We start from the raw sequence: 23,927 nt of genomic DNA, 5'->3' as shown, positions 1-23,927 counted from the left end.
TGGTTGTGATTATTTCACGCAGGGCTTCCTACTACCCCAACTTTGCAACAGCACCGAATGCCGAAGGTTTCCTTTGAGGCCACAAAAGAAATAAGACCCCCGACCTAGCGATCAGAAACGCACCTCATAATGCTCACATCATGGGCGTGATTATTTCTGATTTTCCGCAGTGTTCTCAGACAGTGCCCGGTACAGAGTCGCCCTTGAAACACCGAAGTCCTCAGCGATCTGGGTTTTCGACTCCCCCGCCGCAACACGCGCCTTAGCATCCACCACCTGCTCTGCGGTTAAAGCCTTTTTCCGCCCAGCATATTTGCCGGCCTTCTTCGCCAACGCAATCCCCTCAGCCTGACGCTCCCGAATAATGGAACGCTCAAACTCTGCAAACGACCCCAGCACACCCAACATGAGCTGCGCACGAGGATCAGACTTTTCAGAAGAAAACGAGAGATTCTCTTTCAAAAACTCCACACTCGCCCCCTTAGCAGTGATCTGACTAATCAGTTGCTGCAAATCCACCAGTGATCTAGCGAGACGATCAATCGAAGCCACCACTAAAGTGTCACCAGCACGCAGATACGCCAGACAATCTTCTAAACCTTGGCGGTCTTTGCGTGAGCGAGCGGAGATCTTGTCCATAAATTCTCGATCCACGCGTCCAATGGATTCCCGCTGACGATCAACATGCTGGTCAGCGCTTGATACTCGCACATAGGACACCCGTTGACCTGGAGTTTTCTCAACCAAGGCTACATTCTCCTGTGCTGGAGTTTCCAGTGCTTGCTCCTGTGGGGTCACAGTCGAAGATGGTGGTGTCGCAGCCGCAGGTGAGACGTCTTGAGCTGTACTGTCTACTGCTTTTGTCTCCACTGTGTTGTCTTGGCCTGCGGCAGTGTCCTTTTTGAGAGCTTCTTTGAGCTGTTCGGGGGATTTCCACCCGGCTCTTGCTCCACCGTCAAAGATGATGTCGCTGGTTATGAACTGCTCGACCTTGGACCACTTCTTGTTACCCTCATATATTTTCGCCCGTGTGTAATGGGTGTACACGCGACTGACCTTGAGGCGTCCTTTAACCGTGCCGTTGGGTGCCCAGGTGGCATGGCTCCGGTTGTGGGAATACTGATCCCAGCGTTCTCCCCCATCGTCGAGAATGAGATTGGTATCGACTGATGCTGTTTTATAGTCCCAGTCTCGACCGTTGTTTATGGGGTAATGAATCTGTGTTGTCTTTTTGCCCTTGCGGACGATCTGAATTTTATGGGTGGGAACACCCATCTCATTTAGCAGGGTTCCGAGTCGTGGCATGATGTTCCCTTTTGTCTCATTAGGGTTATTGGCTTTAATGAGAAGTGTATCAAAATTAAGAATTGGGACATAGTGATACAGCAAAAATGTTTCTGAACAACATGTCTCACTAGGGTATACCCAAATGCGACTTATAGAAGATTGGCAACAACGATACAGGCATCAACAAATATTTCGGAGTCCCATCAATAGGGCCTAGGGAACTATCTGCGGCGTTTTCGGCGTTCACGTGGATCCTTTGCCAGGATCTCTGGGATGGGATCGTTACCTAGGTACCACTCTCGAATAGTTGGATCGATTTCTTCGAGAAGGGTCAACAACTCGTTCCGGTGTCGTTCAGTATCCACGCTAAGAATGGGCTCATGATGGGCAATACGGTTGCGAAACAGCTTGAGACGATTGAGCCGGTGAGATAGTTCACCAGGGTCAGTGTCTTTGGGAAAGGCCGCGCTGACGACATCGTTCCAGAGTTCAAGCCTGCGGTAGTAGGTCGTTTCGTCGGGAAGGTATTGCAATGTCTCGTCGGGAAGTGTCTTTGGTGTCTGGGGGGCGAAGTGTTCCCCCCAGACTCCTAGGGTTATCTGAGCAAGGACGTCGCCATTGGCAAGTGGGTGCCCCGCCCGCGGGTGTGGAGCATCAACGGTGATTCCTCCTCCGCTATCTCGGTTACCCTTGGCGTTGAGAGCATAGCTGCGGAAAGTTTTAACCTTGCCGGAAAACTCTGCTCTCAACGGTTGAGGCATAGCTTCTGGGTCGAGCAGCCAGTCGCGGTGGCCACCGTTATCCTGGCACCACTCCCCGATCCGTTCATCCAGACAATTGCGCAGGAGGACTTCTGCCACGGAGATGAGTTGCCAAAAGGATGCTGAGGCTTCCCCATTCCACCGATATAAGGCGAGAGCCCGCTTGGCGTGGTGATCAGTCGCGACAAGATAAGGCTTCATCCTATCCTGACCCAGACGACTTACGAGCCGAATCTCCCTTGGTTTGCCGTGAATTGAAGTAAAAGTCATTATCGTATAATCTCATAGACGAGAGGGCAGGAGCCGCCAGGCTTACTGACCCCATTCCCAAAAACGCTGTCGTCGCGAATACCAGGCTTTTGTCTGAAGCATCGTGCGGGAGCGTTTTACTTTTCTTGGTATGGCCCCGTTCTAGGAGTCGTTGCAACACTCTGAAACCTGCAGGGAACAACTCACATGGCCAACGACGGCCCATTCCGTTCATTGACTGACACCGATAAGCAGGTCCTGGTCGACCGGATCCACAACGGCGCCAGCGTGAGCCACGCCGCCGGCGAGCTCGGGCTGCACTGCCGTCATACCCTGAACTAGCCCGCACCCTCGGACTCGCAAACGTTGAGCATCACGGCAAGCGATAACTTCCGACGCAGCTATTCTACATCCGGTGTGTATGGCCGCGGACCTAGACTACAACGGGACCGACATGCCGTTTATCTTGATTTGATGCCCTCGGCTATCACTCAGTATCTGCCAGGCCAGAATCGACGATTAATGAATGCATGCGTAGTCGCTCAACGCATGCGCTCGGCAAGCTGGTCGAAGAACTCGGCGAGCATTCTGTTTGCGCCATCTTTCATCAACTCTGCCCCGCCAAACCGGTAGACCTCGTACCCGGCGATCTTAAGCCGTCGATCTTCGGCAACCATTTCACTATAGAGGGCAGGGCTCGCGATCTCACCCTTCGCGTAGTGATGCTTCCCGTCGACCTCGAGGACGACGCGATGCCTGCTAGAGAACAGAATAAGAAAGTCCATCCGCTGTCGCGCCAGCGGACTACCGCTCTGGCCGGCAGCCCGACGAGCCAACTGGGTCGTGGGATCGAAATGCAGATAGACCTGCGGGATCAGAGCCGGAATGCCGAATTGATCGCCCTTGTAGCGTGCCGCATAGGTGTCGAAGACCAGCCGCTCGACCGGGTTGTCTCCCAGTGATGCTCGCAGGCGCTTGTGCAAATCCACCCCGACGTCCCGAGTTGGTACAGTATCGGCGATGCCCTGGCGCTTTCGCCACCACTCGATCAGATTGTTGTATGTCAGGCCATCGTCCGGGATCGGCTGGTCGAACACGAGGCAGTATTCGCCGTTGCGGACGATCTCTATGTCGTTGTTGACGGCATCGCGGAGCACTAGCTCGGGCTTGGGTCCATTCGCGGCGAAAATCAAGTTCTTCGCCGGTGCGCCGACACCCCCACCACGGTCATATTCTGCGAGCAAAGCAGTCAGATCGGCAAGCAGGCTGTCGGCTACGTCGAGCTCAGCAACGATACGTCGCGCCAGCGCCACGAGGCGGGGAAGATCCCAGCCCTCGGTGTACAACTGGATGACATCACGCTTGGTGTACCCGTCATTGGTTGGCTGATGATCCACCTTCGGCCATGACAACCGGAACTCCTCAGCCAACACGATCTCGAGGTCATTCCGCGTGTAGGTCATGAGCGCTTCTTCAATGGCCCTCCGAAATGTACGTACGGAAACCTTCGGTGCCGCCTTTGGAGAATCTGTGAAGACAGCGTCGAAAAAGTTGAAACCACTCATTACGTCATTACCTCCACCCCGGAACAGGTTATTTGCTACTTCTGTTACTAGACGAAGCCGGTCGGTACAGCCCGGAGAGACACCAGGTAGTCGTCCCCGGCCTGCGTAAGCTTCCAATACACAGCTTTATCGCTTACCGTGCGCTTCTTCGTGCCCGTAGTAATTAGGCGCAGTGCCCTCAACTGGACAATGATTGATCCCCAAGACTTATCCGAGATTTCTGCCGTCGCTTGGCGCATATCGCTTATCCAATTGTCGACGTTGTTTTGAATCTCACTGAGCATATGGCTGTTAATGGTATTGCGGAGCGCGGGCTCAGGGGCCTCGTCAATCATGAATGGGCCAACAACCTCCATGATGTCGTCCCACGTGTAGGTGAGTTCACAGACTTCTTCGGTGCGGCCACGGCTCTGGCTATATCCCTTGTACTTCAGCGAAATTTCGATTTTTTCTTGTCCGTGAGCAAATGACTCATCGATGTGCGTAGAGGTCGCGGCGGAATTCTCCACTTCTTTCTTCTCGAACTGGGCAACTCTTGCTTTGAGCTCAGCGATCTCGGCCCGGGTCTCCGGTGTCATCGCCTGATCCCCGCGTATCCACCCAGGGCGAGGATTGTTTTTGATGAGGTGCATGAGGCCACGAGTGACTTTCGAACCGAGGTCCTCAGCATTTGACCAGTCACGCGTCATCTTTAACTGGACTTTCGTGCGGAACTCCGCGAGCCTTTCGGCTGCTTTGCCATCTTTGTCGGTCTTTCCGACCGGGATCAAGTCAGGCTCAGCAGGGACGAAACCCATGACCGGGATACCGAGCTCGATCGCGTAGTCGTACTCCTTCTCGGTGTAACTGATGCCCTCTTCAGTGACCGAACCGTATCGACCGCCCAGGACCACCAGGTAGTAATCGCTTTGCTCGATAACACCCTTGATCAGAGTCCACTGATCAGTATTTCCCGCGGGGAACAATTCCATGCCTGCTGGTAGGCAGTCCATCTCAAGCAGCGCCTGCATAATCTCACGACGTTCGTCGATAAGATCGGTGAAGGTGGAGCTGATGAATACCTGATAACGCCTGTCCATGCTTCGAATTCTAATCGAGCACATAACAGGCACTCATAAACAGGCCAACCCGTGCTCTGAGTGGCTACGGGTGTAACAGGCTCGTCCCCTATTTGGTGGACGCTGACCCCGGCCCAGAAATGCCCTACAGAATGGCTGGGGTGACCGAATCCATCTTAGTTTGTTGGGCCGTCTGGAAATTAGGGTAGCTCCTGACAAGCTCGTAGACTGCCTGCTTTCAAATAGACGATTCCCTCACTCCATTTGTGGGGCCAAGGAGGCATTCCCGGCTTAACCATTCAGCACAGTCCAGAGCCCATGGCTCGCTCATGCTCTTTGGAGGATGGATCAGCATTGGCGATTGACCTAGTGTTCCATTCACCCTGTGCACTCTCCATATCGACAAGGAAGACCATTCTACATTTGGAGCATGCCTCCACGGCCTATCGCGCCCAGGGCGTAACCGTGGATAACGCGCGCTCCATTGTTGGTACAGAGACGGATCGTCGCGCATTGTATACCCCAACAAAACGATTGGGGGGTGCGCAACAACTCCCTCCTCGTCGATGCCGGAAAAGCCTTGGGCTCCCTGTGTTATCTCTCAAGAAAATATGGGTTAATGAAGCTGACCCGTACAACTATTCTGCATTTCCTGCGAGGGTCAAGCGCCTGGTCTAAACTTTTTTCATGGCGCCTTCAAAGAATCGACTGACCCTTGCACACCCGGTCTATCTCGACACTCCGATGCTTCTCAGTTTCATTGCGACCATGAAAGATGGAGTTTCGCTTGGTTCAGCAGTGACTGAAAATCGAGCCAAGAACAGCTCGTTTGATGTTTCCGGACACGCCGACGGTGGAACGGAGAGTATCCTCGCCATTCTCGGGCTTAAGGTTAGCGCGACAGGTGAATTGGCTAGGACCAGCGAGAAAGAAAAATCTGTCGAGGAATCCTTCATCCGACAACACACCGTGGCATCACTGTTTAGTCTGCTTATTCAAGGTCTCACAGAAGCCGAGGCCGTCAAGATCAACCCTGATATCAGTGACATTGAAAATGGCGACCTTATTATCTTTAATGCGAAAATCACGGAGAGCCCTCTTGAAGTTGCATTAGCCACCATTGAGGGAATTCTGCCATTAATGGAACTGGGCCAACCTGGTCAGCCTGCCCCATCTCGGAATCAGCAGCAGAGCCAAAAGAAGAAGTCTCCCAATCACTCCAATAATAATCGATCGAACGAGGTCATGGGAATAGATGCGATCAAGGCAATAGTGGAGGTGATTAAACAGGATCAAGAATCATCACCTGTAGTGGATTTAGTAGCGTACGGGGAGCGCTACGCGGCAATCCTCACGGCAGATCGAACTTATTTTTCAGCCGCTTCACGTGCCGCAATCGTTGATGGGCAGTTCAAAGTTGTAGGTAAGGTGACTGCTGTTTTTCCGGATAACACCGAAGAGATATCAGTTTTAAGGCGCGGCGCTTCCGCACAGTTATCCGGGATGACTGAAATCTGGACTACTCTCATCGATACTTTTAGTTCAGAAGTGCTTAGAAATCCACTTCCCCCAGTAAAAATTAAGGGGCCTCTGGTTCAGGTTCTGCCCCTCGCGATCTATATCTAATTCGATCTTGGGTCACGCAAGGCCAAGTACCTTCCTCTGCTCGCCGTGTTCTGTGACATACCCGTCGGGATGATTGCCGTTTCAGGAGTCGTCTGCATGACGGGCACTAAGCGGCCGTCAGATTGAAGCCGACGGTGTCACTGACGGCTGGCATGGCGCGACCTGTTGACTTATCCAGATCACGGACTCACAGGGCCGCTATGCCAGGCGATAACCTGCGAAGCACAGTCGAAGTTCAAGGGTGCGGAAACCTTAATGACGGTGGTGGGGCGGCACCGTCCGCGAACAGGGCCTAGTGAAGGCTTTCTCGGCTCATCCCGGTTTGCGCAGGGCCGCAAGTTCCGCGTCTTTCTCGGCGTCGGATTGCTCGACGGCGACGCCCACCTTATTCTCTTCTGCGCGTACCCAGTTGCGGATAGTCGATGTTTTGATGCCGATGACAGCTTCGACAGCGCGTAGTGCAGCTGCCTTGGATGAAGCGCCGTCAGCGAGCTCCTCGAAGTACAGGCGTACCGCCCGCTGACAGGTCTCCTGGTCGTAGGGGCTGATAGCCATGATGTTCCTCCTGCATTACATCATGCCCTCTCACCAACCCAGGCCGGTTTAGCCGTCGTTCGTGACGGTCCTGGTGGATTTGACCCCACTGGTGGACGGCCGTGGGCCCGCCCGACTGCTGGACATGCGCCCGGGACGCAGCGCAGAAGTCCTACGGACCTGGCTCAATCAGTGCACCCCAGGATTCCGGACCAACGTGCAGGTGGTGACCATGGACGGCTTCGCCGGCTACGCCACCGCGGTGGACGAGGCACTACCTGCCGCCACCAAAGTGATGGACCCCTTCCACCTCGTGCACCTGGCTGCGGACAAACTCACCGGCTGTCGGCAACGACTCCAGCGAGAGACCGCCGGGCGTCGGGGACGCAAGGACGATCCATTGTACAAATACCGTCGCACCCTATTGACCAGGACGAACTACCTCACGGTCCGGCAGAAGCAACGACTGGACCTGTTGTGGGCCACCGACGATGAGTACGTTGCTCTGGAGGTGACCTGGATGTTCTACCAGGACATGATTCAGGCGTACGAGCATCCGAAGAAATCAGAGGGGAAGAAGCTGATGGAACGGATCATTAACACCCTGCACAAGGAGCTGCCCGCAGGGCTGGAGGAGCTCGCCCAGCTGGGTCGGACGCTGTGGCGCCGGCGTGAGGACGTGCTCGCCTACTTCGACATCGGCGCATCCAACGGCCCTGTGGAAGAGATCAACGGCAGGCTCGAGCACCTGCGTGGTATCGCTCTGGGCTTCAGGAACCTGGACAACTACATCTTGCGGTGCCTGATTCACTCCGGACAGCTGCAAAACCGGATCAACGCACTCTAGATCGTGAAGAGCCGATAATCCCACCGACTCCCGGGCCACCTGCAGGCGGATACCGAAGGCATACAACACATCCTGATCAGTAAGCATCCTCCTCACCCTCCTCCACGAACCCGACAATATCAATAGATCACATCTAGGAAATTATGGTGGCCCGGACCCGGGCCGTCTTCCTCCGGCGCCGACCACCGGGTGGGTTCTACTCCAGATGGCCCCAGCGCGGGGATGGAAGGGCATGTCGGCACCGTGTTGCTGTGAGAACACTGAAGGAAGGCCGTCAACTGACAACCAACTATGTCTCTGGTCACACACGCGGCCGGATGACTTGCTAGACTGGGGCAGGTCCGCCTTCAGGTGGCGAGTAGGATCTTGCTTTCGTGGCAGGTTCTGATCGCCCAGCCTGACAATCGAGAACACCCAAGGAGCATATCATGGTCAATCGCAACATCCAGGAGCTTGCCAACGCCACCGCTTACGACAGCACCGGGGACAAGCTCGGTTCCGTCAAGCAGGTCTACATCAACGACGCCACCGGCCAGCCCGATTTCGTTGAGGTCGGCCACGGTCTGTTCGGCATGAGCTCCAGCCTGGTGCCGCTGCGCGGCCACCAGCTCACCGGTGACGAGCTGCGCCTGGGGTTCACCAAGGACCGCATCGCCGATGCCCCGGATTTTGATTCCGAGGCCCACCTCTCCGACGAGGACCAGGCGGTCATCTACCGTCACTACGGCCTGGAGGGCACCGACAACTTGGAAACCTACGACGCCGACTACGACCGTGACCGCGCTGATCTGGCCGGCGGAGTAGATGTGGAGCGTAAGCACGAGCGTGTTGACACCGGTGTAGACACCACGGACGCTGATTCGATGACGCTGTCGGAGGAGCGGGTCAACGTCGACAAGCAGCGCGTGGAGACCGGTCAGGTGCGTCTGCGCAAGTATGTCGTCCACGACACCGAAACCGTCGAGGTCCCCGTCCAGCGCGAAGAAGTCCGCATCGAACGCACCCCCATCGACGCCGATGATGCGCACGCTGTGCGCGGCGGCGATCTCACCGAAGATGAGGTATCGGTCACCCTGTCCGAGGAGCGGGTGACCGTGACCAAGGAAACCGTCCCGGTCGAGGAGGTCAGCCTGCACAAGGAGACCGTCCGGGAGACCGAAACCGTCCGCGAGGACGTCGCCCGTGAGGAACTCGAGATCGACGGCGACCGCGAGATCACCGGCGACATCGACGAGGATCCCACCCTGCGCCGCTAAACACCGCGCCCTGCTTTTGTCCAGGCCCTGCCCGACCCCGTGTGGTCGGTCAGGGCCTGACTGCATCCCCACCTCACCCCTGCCACCCCCCGACATATTCACTCACCGTTATGTGACTGATGAGAGGATCTTCCTTCATGGCTGTCCAGGAAAACATCGACGACACATTGGACGCGGTTGACGCCCCCGCCCCCGACAGTGACACAAAACCCGATTCTCCGCCGAAGCTCACCTCCGCCAGCTGGAAATACGCCGTGAAGAGGTCCGGGCAGGAGTTCCTCGCCGACGGCGGCACGGACCTGGCGGCCATGCTCACCTACTTCACCGTGCTGTCCCTGGCACCGTCGATGCTTGCGGTGTTCTCCCTGCTGTCCCTGGTGCTGGCCAGCAACGCGGGCGCAGTGACCACCCTGGCCGAGGACTTCACCACCACCTACGTACCCACCGACTACCAGGACCTGGTCATCGATCTAATCGACACCATCACCGTCTCCACCACCGGCGGCATTGTTGCCCTGATCATCGGTGTCGCCACCGCCCTGTGGTCAGCCTCTGCGTACGTGAAAGCGTTCTCCCGCAGCACCAACACCATCTACGAGCGTGCTGAGGGCCGCGGGCTGATCACACTGACCGGCACCATGCTGGCAACCACCCTTGTCCTGCTGCTGGGGATCGTGCTCATCCTCATCTGCCTCGTGCTCAACGAGACCGTGGTCTCCGGGCTGCTCGGCCCCGTCGCGGCATCCTTCGGCCTGGGCGGAGTCCTCGACTTCCTCATGGGCACCTTCCTGCCCGTCTGGGCGTGGGTGAAATGGCCGGTGATCCTGGTCCTGCTCGTCCTCCTCATCGCCGTGCTCTACTACTTCACCCCGAACGTCCGGCAGCCGAAGTTCCGGTGGGTCAGCCTGGGCTCGATCGTCGCGATCATCGGCATCGCCGCAGCCGCGGGCCTGCTCTACCTGTACTTCTCGTACCTGGGCGGGTACAGCTCCTACGGCACGATCGGCGGTGTCATGGCCCTGCTGTTTACCCTGTGGGTGTTCAACATCGTCCTGCTGCTGGGCGTGGAGATCGACGCCGAGGTTGAACGCGCCCGCCAGCTGCAGGGCGATATTGCGGCAGAAGACAACATCCAGCTCCCCCCGCGCGACACCGCCAAGGTGGAAAAACAGCAGAAGATACGCGAACGGCTCGAATCCCAGGGCCGGGAACTGCGCGCCACCCACAATCAGGACTCCCACGCTGCCACCTCGGAAAAAGCCGATGACCCCCAGGACCATGATGCGCCAGTCCCCGACGACAGGGGTTCTTCGGGCAGTACCGCCCACCGGCCGTAGTCCTCTTGTTCCCCCTTCTTTATCCGGGTCCCTGCCTTCCTCTTGGCCTTGTCCACCCCGCCAGGTAACCGGCGGGCCATCAACCGTGCCGCCGACCCAGGGTGGGCAGATGATCCTGACCGCCTCGCCGCGTCGGTGCACCGCTGAGACACCTCCATCACCTCCAGGGTGTGTGTCAGCCTAGCGAGGGCAACCAGCCGGGCACCGCAAGGTGGTGCCCCCGGGACTGTCCCTGTGACCTGGGCATCGGGTTACGGGAGGAGCCGGGTATGATGAATAGGTTGTATTCACTGTCGGTTATAGGTTGGCCGACCTTATGTCAGGAGGCTGTCATGCCGGATCATTTGTCCCCGGCCGGTGCCCGGAAAACTTTTACCCGGTTTACCACCGCCACCGCTGATTACCTCGGCAAACCCGGGGTGTTTATCGTGGCGGTCATCGCCATCGTGCTGTGGGCTGCCAGCGGGCCGGTCCTGGGGTTTTCTGATACCTGGCAGCTGATCATCAACACCGGCACCACCCTGGTGACCTTCCTGATGGTGTTTATCATCCAAAACACCCAGAACCGTGACAGCGCGGCGATACACCTCAAGCTCGACATCCTCATGCGTGAGCACAACATCACCGACCCGATGGTCTATGACGCGGAAAACCGCGGAGAAGCCGAACTCGAGGCACTCAATGAACAGATCACCCCACCCCAGGACAACTCTTCCCAGCGCAGGCGGTGACACCCAGGCCGTGGACTCAGGAAGTGAAAGAATCTACGATACGCCCACCAGCATGCCCGGCGATTCCCCGACCACAGGTAGGCGCACATCAAGAGGAAGGCAGGAGAAGTGACCGGCATGAGCGATGATCTTCAGGCACACATCCTGGCTGCCGCGGCGCTGACTCTGGCCGCCCACGAGCACCACCAAAAGCCTGGCCCCTGCAGTCATGACCATACCGCTATCCCGATGGTTATTCTCGGACGAATGAAACTTCGACTGGCCAAAGAATTACACGATAAGTTGCTTTAAGCTGATGCTGATATGGCAAAGGCAGATTGGGGTACCGCAGCTGCAACTGCTATTGGTGTACTCGGTATTGGTCTCGGATTCTGGTGGGCTGACTCGATTGCAGCATTGGTAATTTCAGTGTCCATCGTGAAAGTTGGGGTCACAAACATCAAGGCAGCAGTATCAGGACTCAGTGATGCACGGGCTACTCGTTACGATAACTCTGAATCGCACCCACTGACTGAAGAAGTGGAGCAACTTGCACGCGAGACGGGTTGGGTCTTGCAAGCCCGGGCGCGCATTCGCGACCAGGGGCACATCTTCCATACGGAAATGTTTGTCGTTCCAGTATCTAATTACGTGCCTACTCCGGAAGAAACTGCCCATTTGCGAAACCAGATTGAAGAATTGGACTGGAAATTGCAGGACACAGTCGTAGCAGTGGTGGAAGATCTAGACAACCAACAAGTACCGCCCTCGGACGAGAATCAAGCCGAGAGCGGTACTGGATAGGTTTTCGATCAGCGCAGTTGCAGCTTCATGAGAGCTGTGTCGCTTAAGGGGTGGGTGTTCCTCCGGTAACGCCCAGGGTTTCACCGGCTACATAGCTTGCTTCATCAGATGCTAGGAAGACGTAAGCGCCGGCTAACTCGACTGGATGGCCAGCCCTGCCGATTGGTGCGTGCTGGCCAAAACCTTCAATCTTTTCCTGCGGTTGGCCGTGGCTTGGCTGCAGCGGAGTCCAAAATGGCCCTGGTGCCACAGAGTTTACGCGAATGCCTTGGTCAATAAGGCTGGTGGCCAAGCCCTTGGACAGGTTGTTCATAGCGGCCTTCGTCATGGCATAGTCCAGCAAGGTTGCTGAAGGTTCATAAGCCTGGATCGAGGATGTGAAAATGATGGAAGAACCAGGCTTTAGGTGAGGGATAGCGGCCTTGGTGACGCGAAATGTCCCGTACAGATTGACCTGCATGGTTTGATGAAAATCTTCATCATCAATGTTAGTTAGGCCGTCGGCCCACACTTGGCGTGAAGCATTGTTGACCAAGATGTCTAGGCCGCCGAGAGCTTCGACAGTTTTATCAACCAGCGTGCGGCAGTAGTCGGCGTCTTTGATATCACCTGGGTAGGCGAAAGCCTTTTGTCCTGCGTCTTCAATAGCTTTGATCACGCGATCAGCATCAGGCTGTTCTTCTGGCAGATAAGCAATGGCTACGTCTGCACCTTCGCGGGCATAAGCGATGGCTACGGCTGCACCGATTCCGGAATCGCCGCCAGTGATTAAAGCTTTCCGGCCCTGCAACCTGCCGTGTCCTGTGTAGCTGTCCAAGCCGATATCTGCTTGTGGTGACAGTTCAACGTCAAGGCCTGGTTCGGGTTGGGTTTGTTTGTCGGGGTCAACGGTTGGGTATAGCGTACGTGGATCTTTTGGCATTGTTCTTCGCCTCTTTCCTCGAACGAATCTTTGGCCATGATCCATTGTAGGGGTATTTGAACCGTCACGGGTATCTTGCCGCCTTCCAATGAGGAAGGATCAACAACATGAACAAGCACTACGACCCGGAGTTCAAGGCCCGGGCCATCCGCCTGGTGCAGCAGCAACGCAGTGACTACCCGTCAATGACTGCGGTGTGCCGCGCTCTCGGTGACGAGCTCGGAGTCTCGCGTGAGACGCTGCGCAACTGGGCCCGCCAGGCCGACATCGACGCCGGAGACGCCCCCGGTGTCACCACCGGTGACAACGAGGAGATCCGGCGCCTGCGCAAGGAAATCAAGCGACTGCGGGAATCCAACGAGATCCTCAAGGCGGCGACGGTTTTCTTCGCCGGGGAACTCGACCCCCGAAACCGCTGATCATCGGGTTCATCGACCAGATGAGAAGCTAAGGCCACGCCGTCGAGTCGATCTGCCGGGTCCTGCGGGGGCAGGGTGTGGCGATCGCGGCGCGGACCTACCGCCACGCCAGGGCCACCGGCCCGTCGCCCAGGACGGTGTCCGATGCGCAACTGCTGGACACCCTCCACGGGCTGAAAGGTACCCCGGAATCGTTGTACGGACGGCGGAAAATGGTTGCCCACCTGCGGCGCCTCGGCCACGAGGTGGCGCACTGCACCGTCGACCGGCTGATGGGTGTCGCCGGAATGGCCGGGGTGAGCAGGCGCAAGTCACCGTCACGAAGCAAGAAGAACCAGCCTGAGGACCGGGCGTTGGATCTGCTGCACCGGGACTTCACCGCAGCGGCACCGAACCTGGTGTGGGTCGCGGACTTCACCTAATCCGTCATTTATTCTAGGTCATCCTAAAGGTGTTAGAAACACTTAACGTAACAGTTTTTGGTGCACAATAGTTATCACCATGTCACTTCCTAATCCAGGCAGAGAAAGATACCTCGGGGACCTGACCCCTGTCTTCCCTGACCTGGTCAAACGTCATTTTAACGCACTAGCAGCACATGAAGTTTACGTCGGCGATATTACTTACCTACCGATCGCAGATGGCACGAACATGTATCTGGCTACGGTCATTGATTGCTATTCTCGCAGATTGGTGCGTTTTGCGATTGGGAGATCATTCGAACCAGTAACAGGAACTTCACCACCAAGTGGAGACCCCATCCACCCAGCAGACCACCCATTACGCTGGTACACCTCAGCATTACGAGTAGCAATAGCATGAGCACCAGAAGGACCTGATCCCTGTTTGGTAGACACCTAACAGGGATCAGGTCCTTCCTTCATCTTCTCGTCTCTTGCGCCCACGTTTAACCCGCCAGAAGAAAGAAAATGCCGGGCAGCACGGTACAAACACATTCACGCACCGATTCGACAGGACTGTACGACTGTTCCACAACGCAATCATCAAGTGAGTCTCATCATGGCACCCGGCAGATCAGGCAATTTTCCGGGTGCCACGATATCAACATTTTCCTCCTACCGCTCCCAGACGCGGTGAGAGGCGAGAAGCTCCGTCACCGGGTCCGCAGCCTGGGAAGGAGAGGCGACGGCGACGATACCGGGCTGGTTGACTTCGACGCGAGCAGCACCCAGTGCGACGCCGGCATCCGGCCCAGCGAGGATGATTGCCTTCTTGTGGCGCTCAAATTCACCCAACATCGTGGCCACCTCCGGGATAGCAGGAGGGTTGACCACCACGACAGCATCAAACTCGATAGAGCGGGCGGTGAGGTAGGTGCGCGACACGGAGACCTCCGCGCCATCTGTAGTAACGGTGCCGCCCTTATCCGAGACGATCAGCGGGGTCACGCCGTCGTCGAAGAGGGTATCGAGAAGCGTACCCACACCACGGAGGTCTGCTCCGGAGTTGATCAGAACCGCGACCTGACGGCCGTCGACGGGCCAGGTGTCGCCCACCTGGGACAGAGCAGGCGATGGCTGCACGTCGGCGACGTCTTGAGGCTCCGGGTGAGGCAGGCCTAGGTTGTCCGCGACGGCTTCTGCCAGGACCTGGTCCACGTGGGCCAGAACGTCAAGGTACCGGAGCTTGATGGCCTCCTCGTAGCACTTGCCCAGCTCGAAAGAGAATGCGTCGGTCAGGTGCTGCTTCTCCACGTCCGACAGAGACAGGTAGAACATGCGTGGCTGCGAGAAATGATCCTCAAAGGAGGCCGGGTTCTCACGGGTGATGTGGCCCTCAACGGGTTGCGGGACATCGATAAGTGCACCCTCGTTGACGCTCGCCTCGGTGGGGTTGCCCCCGTCCAGGCTGTTCGGCTTGTAGGGTGCGACGCCCGTATGCGCGCCCTGCTGGTACATGCCGTCGCGGAGGTTGTCGTTGACGGGCGCGTGCGGGCGGTTGATCGGCAGCTGGGAGAAATTCGGCCCGCCCAGCCGGCTGATCTGGGTGTCCAGGTAGGAAAACAGGCGTGCCTGCAGCAACGGGTCGTTGGTCACGTCAATACCGGGAACCAGGTGGCCCGGATGGAAGGCGACCTGCTCGGTCTCCTCGAAGTAGTTTCCTGGGTTCCTGTTCAAGGTCAGGGTGCCGATGATCTCCACCGGCGCGAGCTCCTCCGGGACGATCTTCGTCGGGTCGAGCAGATCAATGCCCTCGAACATCTGCTCCTTGGTGTCCGGGAAGACCTGAACACCCAGGTCCCACTCGGGGTAGGCGCCAGCCTCGATGGCATCGGCGAGATCGCGACGGTGGAAGTCCGGGTCCACGCCACCGGTAATCTGCGCTTCCTCCCACACTTGGGAGTGGACGCCGAGACGTGGCTTGAAGTGGAACTTGACCAGGGTGGTCTCACCGGCGTCGTTGATCATGCGGAAGGTGTGGATGCCGAAGCCCTCCATGGTGCGGAATGAACGGGGGATTCCACGGTCCGACATGTTCCAGAAGGTGTGGTGAGTAGCCTCCGTATGAAGACCCGCGAAGTCCCAGAACGTGTCATGCGCGCTTTGCGCCTGGGGGATCTCCCGGTCCGGGTGCGGTTTGGCGGCGTGGACGACGTCCGGGAACTTAATGCCATCCTGGATGAAGAAAACCGGGATGTTGTTGCCCACCAGATCCCAGGTGCCCTCGTCGGTGTAGAACTTCACGCCCCAGCCACGGGTGTCGCGCACGCTATCGGCGGAGCCACGGGAACCCAGCACAGTGGAAAAGCGCACGAATACGGGAGTTTCCTTGTCCTTGGTAAACACACCCGCCTTGGAAATCTTAGAGGCTGCACCATTGGCCTTGAACACGCCGTGTGCGCCTGCGCCACGGGCGTGAACCACGCGCTCAGGGATGCGCTCGTGGTCGAAGTGGGTGATCTTTTCGCGGAAATGGTGGTCCTGCATGAGCAGGGGGCCACGGGTTCCAGCGCGCAGCGAGTGGCTGGTCTCGCTCAGGCGTGCACCCTGAGCGGTGGTCAGGTACTCACCCTGCTGGGCGCGGGGATCGGGCTCGCCGGCGCCGATGTGGAACGGGCAGCCGGTCGGGGAAACTGCCCGCGGCGCCTGCTGATCCGCTTTCCGTACGGGAGGCGTGGTCGGAATAGCGGGCTCGTTCTTGTCCGGGGTGGCGTTGCCCGGGGTACCGGGGGCCTTATCGCCCTGCGGGGAGGCTGCGGGATTGTTCTTCGGGGCCATCTTCTCACCTGCTACAAGTAGGTTATTGGTTACAGAGGCGAGAATAGAGAAAAACAGCCTCACCGGCCAGCCCCTACACCCTCACCTGGGGCCCGTCGAATCCCGATAGATGTTGTGGCGGTTTCCCGGGTCCGCAAGCTTGTCGACGCCCACCTGGCCCAGCTCCGCCTCCACCTCTGACCGCGCGGGGTGAAGCCGATCGTGCAACGCAAAGGGGCTCTCCTGGTCGTGCATGTGTGGGGCTCCCGGTCGGATATGCAACCGGTGACCGTGGAGGTTGCCGCCCTTAGAGGGCAGGAGGTGATAGCTAATGGGTTAGGATTTGAGGGTGAAGTCCCAGCTAGTTGCCTACATCGATGAATCCTCAGCTCGTCGCCCTCCGCGTAATCAGGAGTACATGGTCTGTGCAGCAATCCTTGAGTCTGACGACTTAGACAAGGTGCGAGCGGAGTTACGTCCACTCCTCCTTCCGGGACAGATCAAACTGCATTGGACTGATGAACGAACCAGCCGGCGCCGCAAGATAGTAGAAACACTATCGACGATTGATTCCATGCAGGCCGTTATCACTCATCGCAGTGAACTAAGCAAAAAGACCGAGCGTTATCGCAGGAAATGCCTGGAACAGATGTATTTTGAGCTATCTTCTATGGGTATCTGCAACGTGACCTTGGAAGGCCGGCAGGAAGCACAAAACAGCAAAGACATCGAACATATCGTTGCCTTACAGGGCCAGGGTCAAGGCGCTGGTATCCGCTTACGGCATGTCCGAGGTGGGGATGATCCGTTATTGTGGATTCCCGATATTGTGCTTGGTGCATTGAATTCTGTGTATCTGGGTGAGGAGCAGTACTGGGACCAACTTCATGACAAGGTTATCCTCAACCGCCCCACACCGGAATCCTTATAGATAAAGCGAAGACCCTAGGTCCAGTCGTCCGGCTGGGGTCCTAGGGTCGTCTTCCGATCCTGTCGTAACAGGTGGCTATGTTAGCAATTCTAACATTAATGCCCAACAAATCAAGGCAAAACTACCCCGAACCCGGGGTTGGGCCCGACGATGTCCTGGTGAGCGGTGAGAAAGATATCCAGCGTGACACCTTATTAAGGTGTCAGCATCTGGCTGTCAGCGGTGTGGGTATCTTTCGGCCGAGGTGGTAGGTACCGGTAGAGGGTGGTGCGGGCAATACCTGTTTTCTCCACGATCTCACGCATCGATAACCCTTCATTGCGTAAGTGTTCCGCATAGCGCAGCTTATCCGGATCAACCACACTGGGCCGGCCAACCCGTTTGCCTTTCGCTGTGGCCACAGCTCTCGCGTGAGCTGCCCTCTCGAGAGCATAGGTGCGTTCCATCTGCCCGAATAGTGACAAGATCACTACCGCTAACTGGGCCATAGGATCATCCGGATTGGAGGAATCAACCGGAATCGGATCAGCCAGGGTGCGTACCCCGACCCCGCGCTCTCGGAGATCGTGAATGAGGTTGAGAGTATCTCGCACGGTGCGGCCCAACCGGTCGAGAGTGTGCACAACAATGACATCGCCCTCGCGGGCGTGCTCGAGTGCTATGTGGAGTCCGGGTCGGTTGGTGGTGGATCCGGATTTCTTATCGATATAGATATATCTGTCGTCGATGCCTTCGTGGCGTAAGGCGTCGATTTGTCGGTCCAGGCCTTGTTTCATTGTTGATACCCGGGCGTAGCCGATGTCCATGGCACGAATCGTACCAGAAGTATATTTAGTAGCAGATGATGTGGTACATGATTGTGGGATAACTTCTGGAACAGTCCCATCCTGGGGCAACGTGTTGTCGGCTTAGTGCTACTAAGGGTGTCCCACTTCCTTGGAAGTGGAACGGCGGATATCAGAAGCCGTCTTCACTCTGTGACTTCGTCGCCAACCCTGGACCAAACTTCCGCTTCGAATGCCCCGATCCTCTCTCCACCAGGATGGGGAGAACGAGGGGGGCCTCAGCGTTGGCCGATAAGGATCACTGCACGGGCATGTTTTTGGCAGAGCCGTTGAGGCCACAGCCGACGTGGGGGGGTGGGGTCAGGCCTGCTCAGTGGGCATGATCCACAGTTCGCCGATGGTGGTGTGCCCGGGGCGGGTGACCATGTAGGTGATCCCGTCGGCGATGTCTTCGGGGTTGAGCATCTTAAATCCACCGAAGTTCTTCTCGATGTCGGCGAGGATGTCGTCGCTGTTGTGGGAGTCCAGTTCCGTGTCGACCTTGCCGGGTTCGAGCACACCGACGCGAACATAGCTGGCGGTAAGTTCCTGGCGGAGGGCTTCGGTGAAGCCATTTACGCCGAACTTCGTCATGTTGTATGCAGCCATCGTGGGATAGGAGGTTCGCCCGGCGATGGAGGAGATGTTCACGATATCCGCCACCTGTCGGAGGTCTTCTCCGGCCGCCTTCTGCAGGTGCGGGAGCGCGGCCTTTGTCATGTACAGCAGGCCTTGCTGGTTGATCGCGATCATCCGGTCCCATTGGTCGACGTCTGCGTCTACGACGGTGCCGAGGATCATATAACCGGCGTTGTTGACCAGAATATCGAGGCGGCCGAAGCGTTCAACCGTCTGCGCGACGGCGTGCTCGGCCTGGGTGCGGTCGGTGATGTCGGTGGGAATTGCGTAGGCCATGCCGCCGGCGTGTGCGATGGCGGAGGCGAGGTCATCGAGGCGGTCCTGTCGGCGGGCGACAAGGGAGACGGCCGCACCGTGTTCGGCAAGTTGCAGGGCGGTGGCGCGGCCGATACCGCTGCTGGCGCCGGTGACGATCGCCACGGTTCCAGTGAGCTTCATCCAGGGTTTCCTTCCAGATATGGGTGGGGACACCGGGTCAACCCGAAGGTGACCGGCTGCCGGTATCCGGGCATGGTGCGAGGTGACGCCGTGCCCGGATAACAGCAGGGTGAGTTCGCCTTCTCAGACGTCGTCGTGGTTGAGGGAGGTCGACAGCTCGCGGAAGGCGTTCGCCTGGGCGCGGAGGTCGTCGCTTTTTTGCTCCGCGGTCTGGACGGCATCGGTTCCGGCGAGCCACCGCAGTGGGGGCTCGTCGTGGTTGAGGACGGTGATCAGGGCGGCCGCGAGCTTGGCGGGGTCTCCGGGTTGCTTGCCGTTCATGCCCTTCCAAGCCTCGATGGTCGCGGTGGTGCGCTCGGCATAGTCGGGGATCGACAGTTCCGGCCACAGCGTGGAGGAACCTTCGACGAGCAGCTCGGTGCGGAAGAAACCGGGCTCGACGATGGTGGTGGTGATGCCGTAGGGGGCGAGGTCGAACCGGATGGATTCCATCCACCCTTCGAGCGCGAACTTCGAGGCGCAGTACGCGGCGACGAACTCCTGACCGACGAGGCCGGCGGTGGAGCTGAACGTGACGACCTGGCCGCTGCGCTGCTGGCGCATGACCGGGAGGACGGCGCGAGTGACGTTCAGCGGGCCGAAGAAGTTCACCTCCATCTGGTGGCGGAACTGTGTGGGACTGATCTCCTCGAAAAACCCCGCATAGAACAACCCAGCGTTGTTGACGAGCACATCGATCCGACCGAAGCGCGCCACAGCGGCCTCGACGGCGGCGTGTGCGGCGTTCTCGTCGGTGATATCCAGCGTGACCGGAAACAGGTTCTCCTGCTCGCCGAAGACCTCGGTGATACGGGCGGCGTCGCGGGCGGTGGCGACGACCGAATGGCCGGCGGCCAGGGCCGCGGTGACGAGGTCGACACCCATACCGCGTGCTGCGCCGGTGATAAACCAAACCTTGCTGTCACTCATCGGTGACTCCTTTCGTGTCGGTGGATCCCAGTGAACCTCGCTTCCCACACCCGAGGCAGTCCCTGCTTATCCGGTTACCACCAGGGACCCCCTAGTCGCGGCAGGCTGATGTACCGTCGAAGGATGGACAGTCATAACGACATCCGCGAGTTCCTGATGAGCCGTCGTGCGCGGCTGACCCCTGAACAGGCCGGGCTTCCTGACTTCGGAGGCCGCCGCCGCGTCAAGGGGTTGCGCCGCGAGGAGGTCGCCCTCATGGCCGGTATCAGCGTCGAGTACTACACGCGCCTCGAACGCGGCAACGCCACCGGAGTGTCAGAGACGGTCCTCGACGGCATCAGCCGCGCCCTGCAACTCGACGACACCGAGCACGCACACCTGCACAACCTCATCAGGGCAGCAACGCCAAGCCCCGCAGCGGCCCGTCGTCGCAGCCCCACCAGGGCGGGGCAGATCCCTCCGGGAGTTCGACAGATGATCGACGCCATGAAGGACGTCGCCGTGGTCATTCAGAACGGCCGGCTCGATATTGTCGCAGCCAACACCCTCGGCCAGGCTCTGTACTCGGAAATGTACGTCCAACCGCTACGACCCCCGAACTTCGGACGGTTCGTATTCCTCGATCCGCGGTCACAGGACTTCTACCTCGACTGGGGCGATTCCGCACGGCAAACCGTTGCCCTGCTTCGCCGCGAGGCCGGCCGTACACCCCACGACCGCACCCTCAGCCACCTCATTGGGGAACTCGCCACCCGCAGCGACACCTTCCGCACGCTCTGGGCATCCCACAACGTCCGCGAGCACCGTACCGGGCGCAAGGCAATCCATCACCCCCTCGTCGGCGACATGGCCCTGTCCTTCGAAGGCCTTCAGATCACCAGCGCAACAGGTTTGCTGATGCTCGTCTACACAACAGAACCGGGCTCCGCGTCACAGGACAAGCTCCAACTACTCGCGAACTGGGCGGCCACCACCCACCACGAAGAAACTAGCCGCGAGCCTGTACTGCCGGATCCTCCCGTCCCCGACTAAGCCGCGCGGGCAGGCTTCCACCTTGTCCGACTCACCGTAGCCCCCTACCCGAGCGGTCGAAGCCGATCGCGCCGGCCAGTAACCGTCCCTCGAACCGGCGATTATGCCGACTGTTGAGAATAGAAGCAGGAATAGCTGCCACAAACATGGCGACCACAGATCAGTCACCTAAGACGTGGGACCAGGCAAAAGAGAACTGCACCCACAGGAAGATCTCGATCGCTTGAAAGGCGAAGCTCCTGCCGTCAGGTGTGCTGGCCGTCCAAAAAATGCGGGATTTCATCTCGGGGTTGGCCTTGCTCAGCTGCTGAAATCCTGCGGTATAGAAGATGGTGCCTGCCCCCATGCCAGTGCCCCTGCCGAAAGTCCCGTGGGCCCATCCCAGCGGGGGCCCTCTATTTAGCAACCAGCAGAATTGGAATATTCCCGCGCCCATTCTCCACAGCCGCACCGGCATGCAAGCGCTGCCTGAAATCCCCGACTGCTTAAGCGCCCCGGAGCAAGTACAACTGATGTCCCGAGGCGGGGCTCTTCGACCCTGGCCTAACTTTGCAACAGCACCCGAGACCATCACCGACGATGTCATCGAAGCCGCCGCCAGCATCCTCGTGATCGGGAACTAACGCCCCCAAGTGATCACAAAAAAGTCGCCGCAAAGCGATCAAATCTACACGTCTATGCGGATACGCATATCTGCGCACAGCTCGACGTTCTGGAAAGAGGTTCGCCGTCTGGTGTTGTGCGTGTATGTGCATATGCGCCTATACATATGTCCGCGCACGGTGCGTTGGACAAGGAGATGTAAGGCTCAGGCCACGACCATTTAGGAGACATGCGCTTCTACCCGTCGAGATATTGGCTACCCGCCTTCCGTGTTTTTAGTATAGTCGGCCTCAACCAACCGAACAGTGGCGACGTTTCACCCGAGGCGGCCGCCCTGGCAAGGAGGACACATGAAAGCATTGACCTGGCAGGCGTCAAACACGGTGAGCGTGGAGGAGGTTCCGGACCCACAGATCCAGGAGCCCACCGATGCGGTCATCCGGGTCACCTCAACTGCCATCTGCGGATCTGACCTGCACCTCTATGAGGTGCTGACCCCGTTCATGGACAAGGGCGACATCATCGGCCACGAGCCCATGGGCATAGTCGAGGAGGTCGGCTCGGCCGTCACTCACATCAAGCCCGGGGACCGGGTGGTCATACCCTTCAACATTTCCTGTGGCCACTGTTTCATGTGCCGCCAGGGCCTGCAGTCGCAGTGTGAAACCACTCAGGTCCGCGAATACGGCAACGGCGCCCAGTTCCTCGGTTACTCGCGGCTTTACGGCTCGGTGCCCGGCGGGCAGGCGGAGTACCTGCGCGTGCCGCACGCGGACTACGGGGCGATCAAGGTTCCCAACGTCGGCGAAGACGAGCGCTACCTGTTTCTTTCCGACGTCGTGCCCACCGCCTGGCAGGCCGTGGACTACGCGGCAGTCCCCGACGGCGGCTCGCTGGCAGTGCTGGGTCTGGGCCCCATCGGCCAGATGAGCGCCCGGATCGGCAAGCACCTGGGCTACCGGGTGATCGCGACGGATGCAGTGCCCGAGCGTCGCGCCATGGCCGAGCGTTACGGCATTGAAACGCTGGATTCCTCCGAGGACGGCGTGGCGGAACAGCTCAAGGACCTGACTGACGGGCGTGGCCCGAACTCGGTGGTGGACGCCGTTGGTATGGAGGCGCACGGTTCGCCGGTGGCCAGTGCGGCCCAGGCGGCCGTCGGCAAGCTGCCGTCGCCACTGGGCCGCAAAGCAATGGAGAGGGCCGGGGTGGACCGGATGAGTGCGTTGTACACCGCCATCGACTCCGTTCGCCGTGGCGGGACGATCTCAATCAGCGGCGTGTACGGCGGCATGAAGGACCCGATGCCGATGATGACGATGTTCGACAAGCAGATCCAGCTGCGGATGGGCCAGTGCAACGTGCGCTCCTGGACCGAGACGCTGTTACCGCTGGTGGACGACCCGTCTGATCCGCTGGGCGTGCTCGACCTCAAGACGCACACCGCGCCGTTGGAGGAGGCGCCGGCGATGTACGAGAAGTTCCAAAAGAAGCAGGACGGCTGCATCAAGGTGGTGCTCAAACCGTAAATCCTGGACATGTCGGACCTTAGCCTTCACGCGAGGCTTGGGTCCGCCATCACTTGAATACGGCCACAATGCATGTTTTATGCTGCCACTCCTAAAGCAGAGTAGTCCTTCGGCAGCATGGAGCCGCTTGTCGATGTCAGAGACGATCGCACGAACATATGGTGAGCAGGGTTGTGCACACGTCTTTTGACCATTATCTGCTTAGTATCGGTGCTGTTGCAAAGTTAGGCCAGGGTCGAAGAGCCCCGCCTCGGGACATCAGTTGTACTTGCTCCAGGGCGCTTAAGCAGTCTCGAATGCCCGACTAACGATGGCCGCGTCCGGATTCGGCTGTCCGTGAGGGCAAACATCGTGCCCTGCCCTTTCCGC

The 23,927-nt window shown here is 58.5% G+C and carries 22 protein-coding genes and 2 pseudogenes; 13 read left to right on the top strand and 11 right to left on the bottom strand.

The genetic code is table 11. From position 1 onward, the window contains the following. Positions 1-150 precede the first annotated feature (150 nt). The 4 genes from Q4E95_RS04375 to Q4E95_RS04360 all read right to left on the bottom strand — a co-directional run bounded on the left by Q4E95_RS04375 (position 151) and on the right by Q4E95_RS04360 (position 4,941). Positions 151-747 (bottom strand): recombinase family protein, encoded by a 597-nt coding sequence (locus Q4E95_RS04375; protein ID WP_303382143.1) that lies wholly within the window; start codon positions 745-747, stop codon positions 151-153. A gap of 761 nt (positions 748-1,508) precedes the next feature. Continuing rightward, positions 1,509-2,249 (bottom strand): hypothetical protein, encoded by a 741-nt coding sequence (locus Q4E95_RS04370; protein ID WP_303382142.1) that lies wholly within the window; start codon positions 2,247-2,249, stop codon positions 1,509-1,511. Positions 2,250-2,839: 590 nt separating this feature from the next. Then, positions 2,840-3,862 (bottom strand): hypothetical protein, encoded by a 1,023-nt coding sequence (locus tag Q4E95_RS04365; protein ID WP_303382141.1) that lies wholly within the window; start codon positions 3,860-3,862, stop codon positions 2,840-2,842. Positions 3,863-3,909: 47 nt separating this feature from the next. Further along, positions 3,910-4,941, bottom strand: a complete 1,032-nt coding sequence (locus Q4E95_RS04360) for a DUF4062 domain-containing protein (protein WP_303382140.1) — start codon at positions 4,939-4,941, stop codon at positions 3,910-3,912. 666 nt (positions 4,942-5,607) lie between these two features. Between Q4E95_RS04360 and Q4E95_RS04355 the strand changes: the two genes are divergently transcribed. Beyond that, positions 5,608-6,546 carry a hypothetical protein gene (locus tag Q4E95_RS04355; RefSeq protein ID WP_303382139.1) on the top strand — a complete coding sequence of 313 codons (939 nt, stop codon included), beginning with the start codon at positions 5,608-5,610 and terminating at the stop codon, positions 6,544-6,546. Positions 6,547-6,858: 312 nt separating this feature from the next. Here the strand turns inward: Q4E95_RS04355 and Q4E95_RS04350 are convergent, their stop codons facing one another. Next, entirely contained in the window at positions 6,859-7,101 is a 243-nt protein-coding gene (locus tag Q4E95_RS04350; RefSeq protein WP_303382138.1) for a hypothetical protein, read from the bottom strand. 58 nt (positions 7,102-7,159) lie between these two features. On the opposite strand from Q4E95_RS04350, the pseudogene Q4E95_RS04345 reads away from it, so the two are divergent. The 6 genes and pseudogenes from Q4E95_RS04345 to Q4E95_RS04320 all read left to right on the top strand — a co-directional run. Continuing rightward, positions 7,160-7,927: pseudogene (locus Q4E95_RS04345) on the top strand (ISL3 family transposase); the annotation flags it as partial. A gap of 428 nt (positions 7,928-8,355) precedes the next feature. Further along, positions 8,356-9,183 (top strand): PRC and DUF2382 domain-containing protein, encoded by an 828-nt coding sequence (locus tag Q4E95_RS04340; RefSeq protein ID WP_303382137.1) that lies wholly within the window; start codon positions 8,356-8,358, stop codon positions 9,181-9,183. Positions 9,184-9,320: 137 nt separating this feature from the next. Further along, positions 9,321-10,520, top strand: coding sequence for a YihY/virulence factor BrkB family protein (locus Q4E95_RS04335; protein ID WP_131386805.1), 1,200 nt, complete (start codon positions 9,321-9,323; stop codon positions 10,518-10,520). Positions 10,521-10,852: 332 nt separating this feature from the next. Further along, entirely contained in the window at positions 10,853-11,251 is a 399-nt protein-coding gene (locus tag Q4E95_RS04330; RefSeq protein WP_303382136.1) for a low affinity iron permease family protein, read from the top strand. A gap of 117 nt (positions 11,252-11,368) precedes the next feature. Continuing rightward, a complete protein-coding gene (locus Q4E95_RS04325; protein ID WP_303382135.1) occupies positions 11,369-11,542 on the top strand; it encodes a hypothetical protein in 174 nt (57 codons plus the stop codon). Positions 11,543-11,554: 12 nt separating this feature from the next. Next, positions 11,555-12,034, top strand: a complete 480-nt coding sequence (locus tag Q4E95_RS04320) for a hypothetical protein (RefSeq protein ID WP_303382134.1) — start codon at positions 11,555-11,557, stop codon at positions 12,032-12,034. A gap of 43 nt (positions 12,035-12,077) precedes the next feature. Here Q4E95_RS04320 and Q4E95_RS04315 read toward each other — a convergent pair whose 3' ends face one another. Further along, positions 12,078-12,956: an SDR family oxidoreductase gene (locus tag Q4E95_RS04315; RefSeq protein WP_131386807.1), complete on the bottom strand. Its 879-nt coding sequence runs from the start codon at positions 12,954-12,956 to the stop codon at positions 12,078-12,080. A gap of 107 nt (positions 12,957-13,063) precedes the next feature. On the opposite strand from Q4E95_RS04315, the gene Q4E95_RS04310 reads away from it, so the two are divergent. The 3 genes and pseudogenes from Q4E95_RS04310 to Q4E95_RS04300 all read left to right on the top strand — a co-directional run. Continuing rightward, on the top strand, positions 13,064-13,375 hold the full coding sequence (locus Q4E95_RS04310) for a transposase (protein ID WP_010122610.1): 312 nt from the start codon (positions 13,064-13,066) through the stop codon (positions 13,373-13,375). 137 nt (positions 13,376-13,512) lie between these two features. Further along, positions 13,513-13,797, top strand: a complete 285-nt coding sequence (locus Q4E95_RS04305; protein ID WP_303382133.1) for an IS3 family transposase — start codon at positions 13,513-13,515, stop codon at positions 13,795-13,797. Between the two features lie 136 nt (positions 13,798-13,933). Beyond that, a pseudogene (locus tag Q4E95_RS04300) lies at positions 13,934-14,083 on the top strand (IS3 family transposase); the annotation flags it as partial. Positions 14,084-14,451: 368 nt separating this feature from the next. On the opposite strand, the gene Q4E95_RS04295 reads toward Q4E95_RS04300, so the two are convergent. After that, positions 14,452-16,614 carry a catalase gene (locus tag Q4E95_RS04295; protein WP_303382132.1) on the bottom strand — a complete coding sequence of 721 codons (2,163 nt, stop codon included), beginning with the start codon at positions 16,612-16,614 and terminating at the stop codon, positions 14,452-14,454. Between the two features lie 328 nt (positions 16,615-16,942). Here Q4E95_RS04295 and Q4E95_RS04290 point away from each other — a divergent pair, with 328 nt between their 5' ends. Further along, positions 16,943-17,524 (top strand): hypothetical protein, encoded by a 582-nt coding sequence (locus tag Q4E95_RS04290; RefSeq protein WP_303382131.1) that lies wholly within the window; start codon positions 16,943-16,945, stop codon positions 17,522-17,524. A gap of 194 nt (positions 17,525-17,718) precedes the next feature. Here Q4E95_RS04290 and Q4E95_RS04285 read toward each other — a convergent pair whose 3' ends face one another. The 3 genes from Q4E95_RS04285 to Q4E95_RS04275 all read right to left on the bottom strand — a co-directional run bounded on the left by Q4E95_RS04285 (position 17,719) and on the right by Q4E95_RS04275 (position 20,394). Continuing rightward, positions 17,719-18,330 (bottom strand): recombinase family protein, encoded by a 612-nt coding sequence (locus Q4E95_RS04285; protein ID WP_303382130.1) that lies wholly within the window; start codon positions 18,328-18,330, stop codon positions 17,719-17,721. Positions 18,331-18,669: 339 nt separating this feature from the next. Continuing rightward, positions 18,670-19,425 carry an SDR family oxidoreductase gene (locus Q4E95_RS04280; protein ID WP_303382129.1) on the bottom strand — a complete coding sequence of 252 codons (756 nt, stop codon included), beginning with the start codon at positions 19,423-19,425 and terminating at the stop codon, positions 18,670-18,672. Between the two features lie 123 nt (positions 19,426-19,548). Beyond that, a complete protein-coding gene (locus Q4E95_RS04275) occupies positions 19,549-20,394 on the bottom strand; it encodes an SDR family NAD(P)-dependent oxidoreductase (RefSeq protein WP_303382128.1) in 846 nt (281 codons plus the stop codon). 123 nt (positions 20,395-20,517) lie between these two features. Between Q4E95_RS04275 and Q4E95_RS04270 the strand changes: the two genes are divergently transcribed. Further along, the gene (locus Q4E95_RS04270) at positions 20,518-21,426 is read left to right on the top strand and encodes a helix-turn-helix domain-containing protein (protein WP_303382127.1); all 909 of its coding nucleotides are present in this window, start codon (positions 20,518-20,520) and stop codon (positions 21,424-21,426) included. A 160-nt stretch (positions 21,427-21,586) separates the two neighbouring features. On the opposite strand, the gene Q4E95_RS04265 is transcribed toward Q4E95_RS04270, so the two are convergent. Then, a complete protein-coding gene (locus tag Q4E95_RS04265) occupies positions 21,587-21,772 on the bottom strand; it encodes a hypothetical protein (RefSeq protein ID WP_303382126.1) in 186 nt (61 codons plus the stop codon). 607 nt (positions 21,773-22,379) lie between these two features. Between Q4E95_RS04265 and Q4E95_RS04260 the strand changes: the two genes are divergently transcribed. Then, positions 22,380-23,558, top strand: a complete 1,179-nt coding sequence (locus Q4E95_RS04260) for a zinc-dependent alcohol dehydrogenase (RefSeq protein WP_303382125.1) — start codon at positions 22,380-22,382, stop codon at positions 23,556-23,558. Positions 23,559-23,927 lie beyond the last annotated feature (369 nt).

The sequence above is a fragment of the Kocuria sp. genome (genome assembly GCF_030536815.1).
GTDB classification, from domain to species: domain Bacteria; phylum Actinomycetota; class Actinomycetes; order Actinomycetales; family Micrococcaceae; genus Kocuria; species Kocuria gwangalliensis.
The sequence above is the reverse complement of the archived record's forward strand: the minus strand, read 5'-3'. Positions and strand labels throughout refer to the sequence as shown.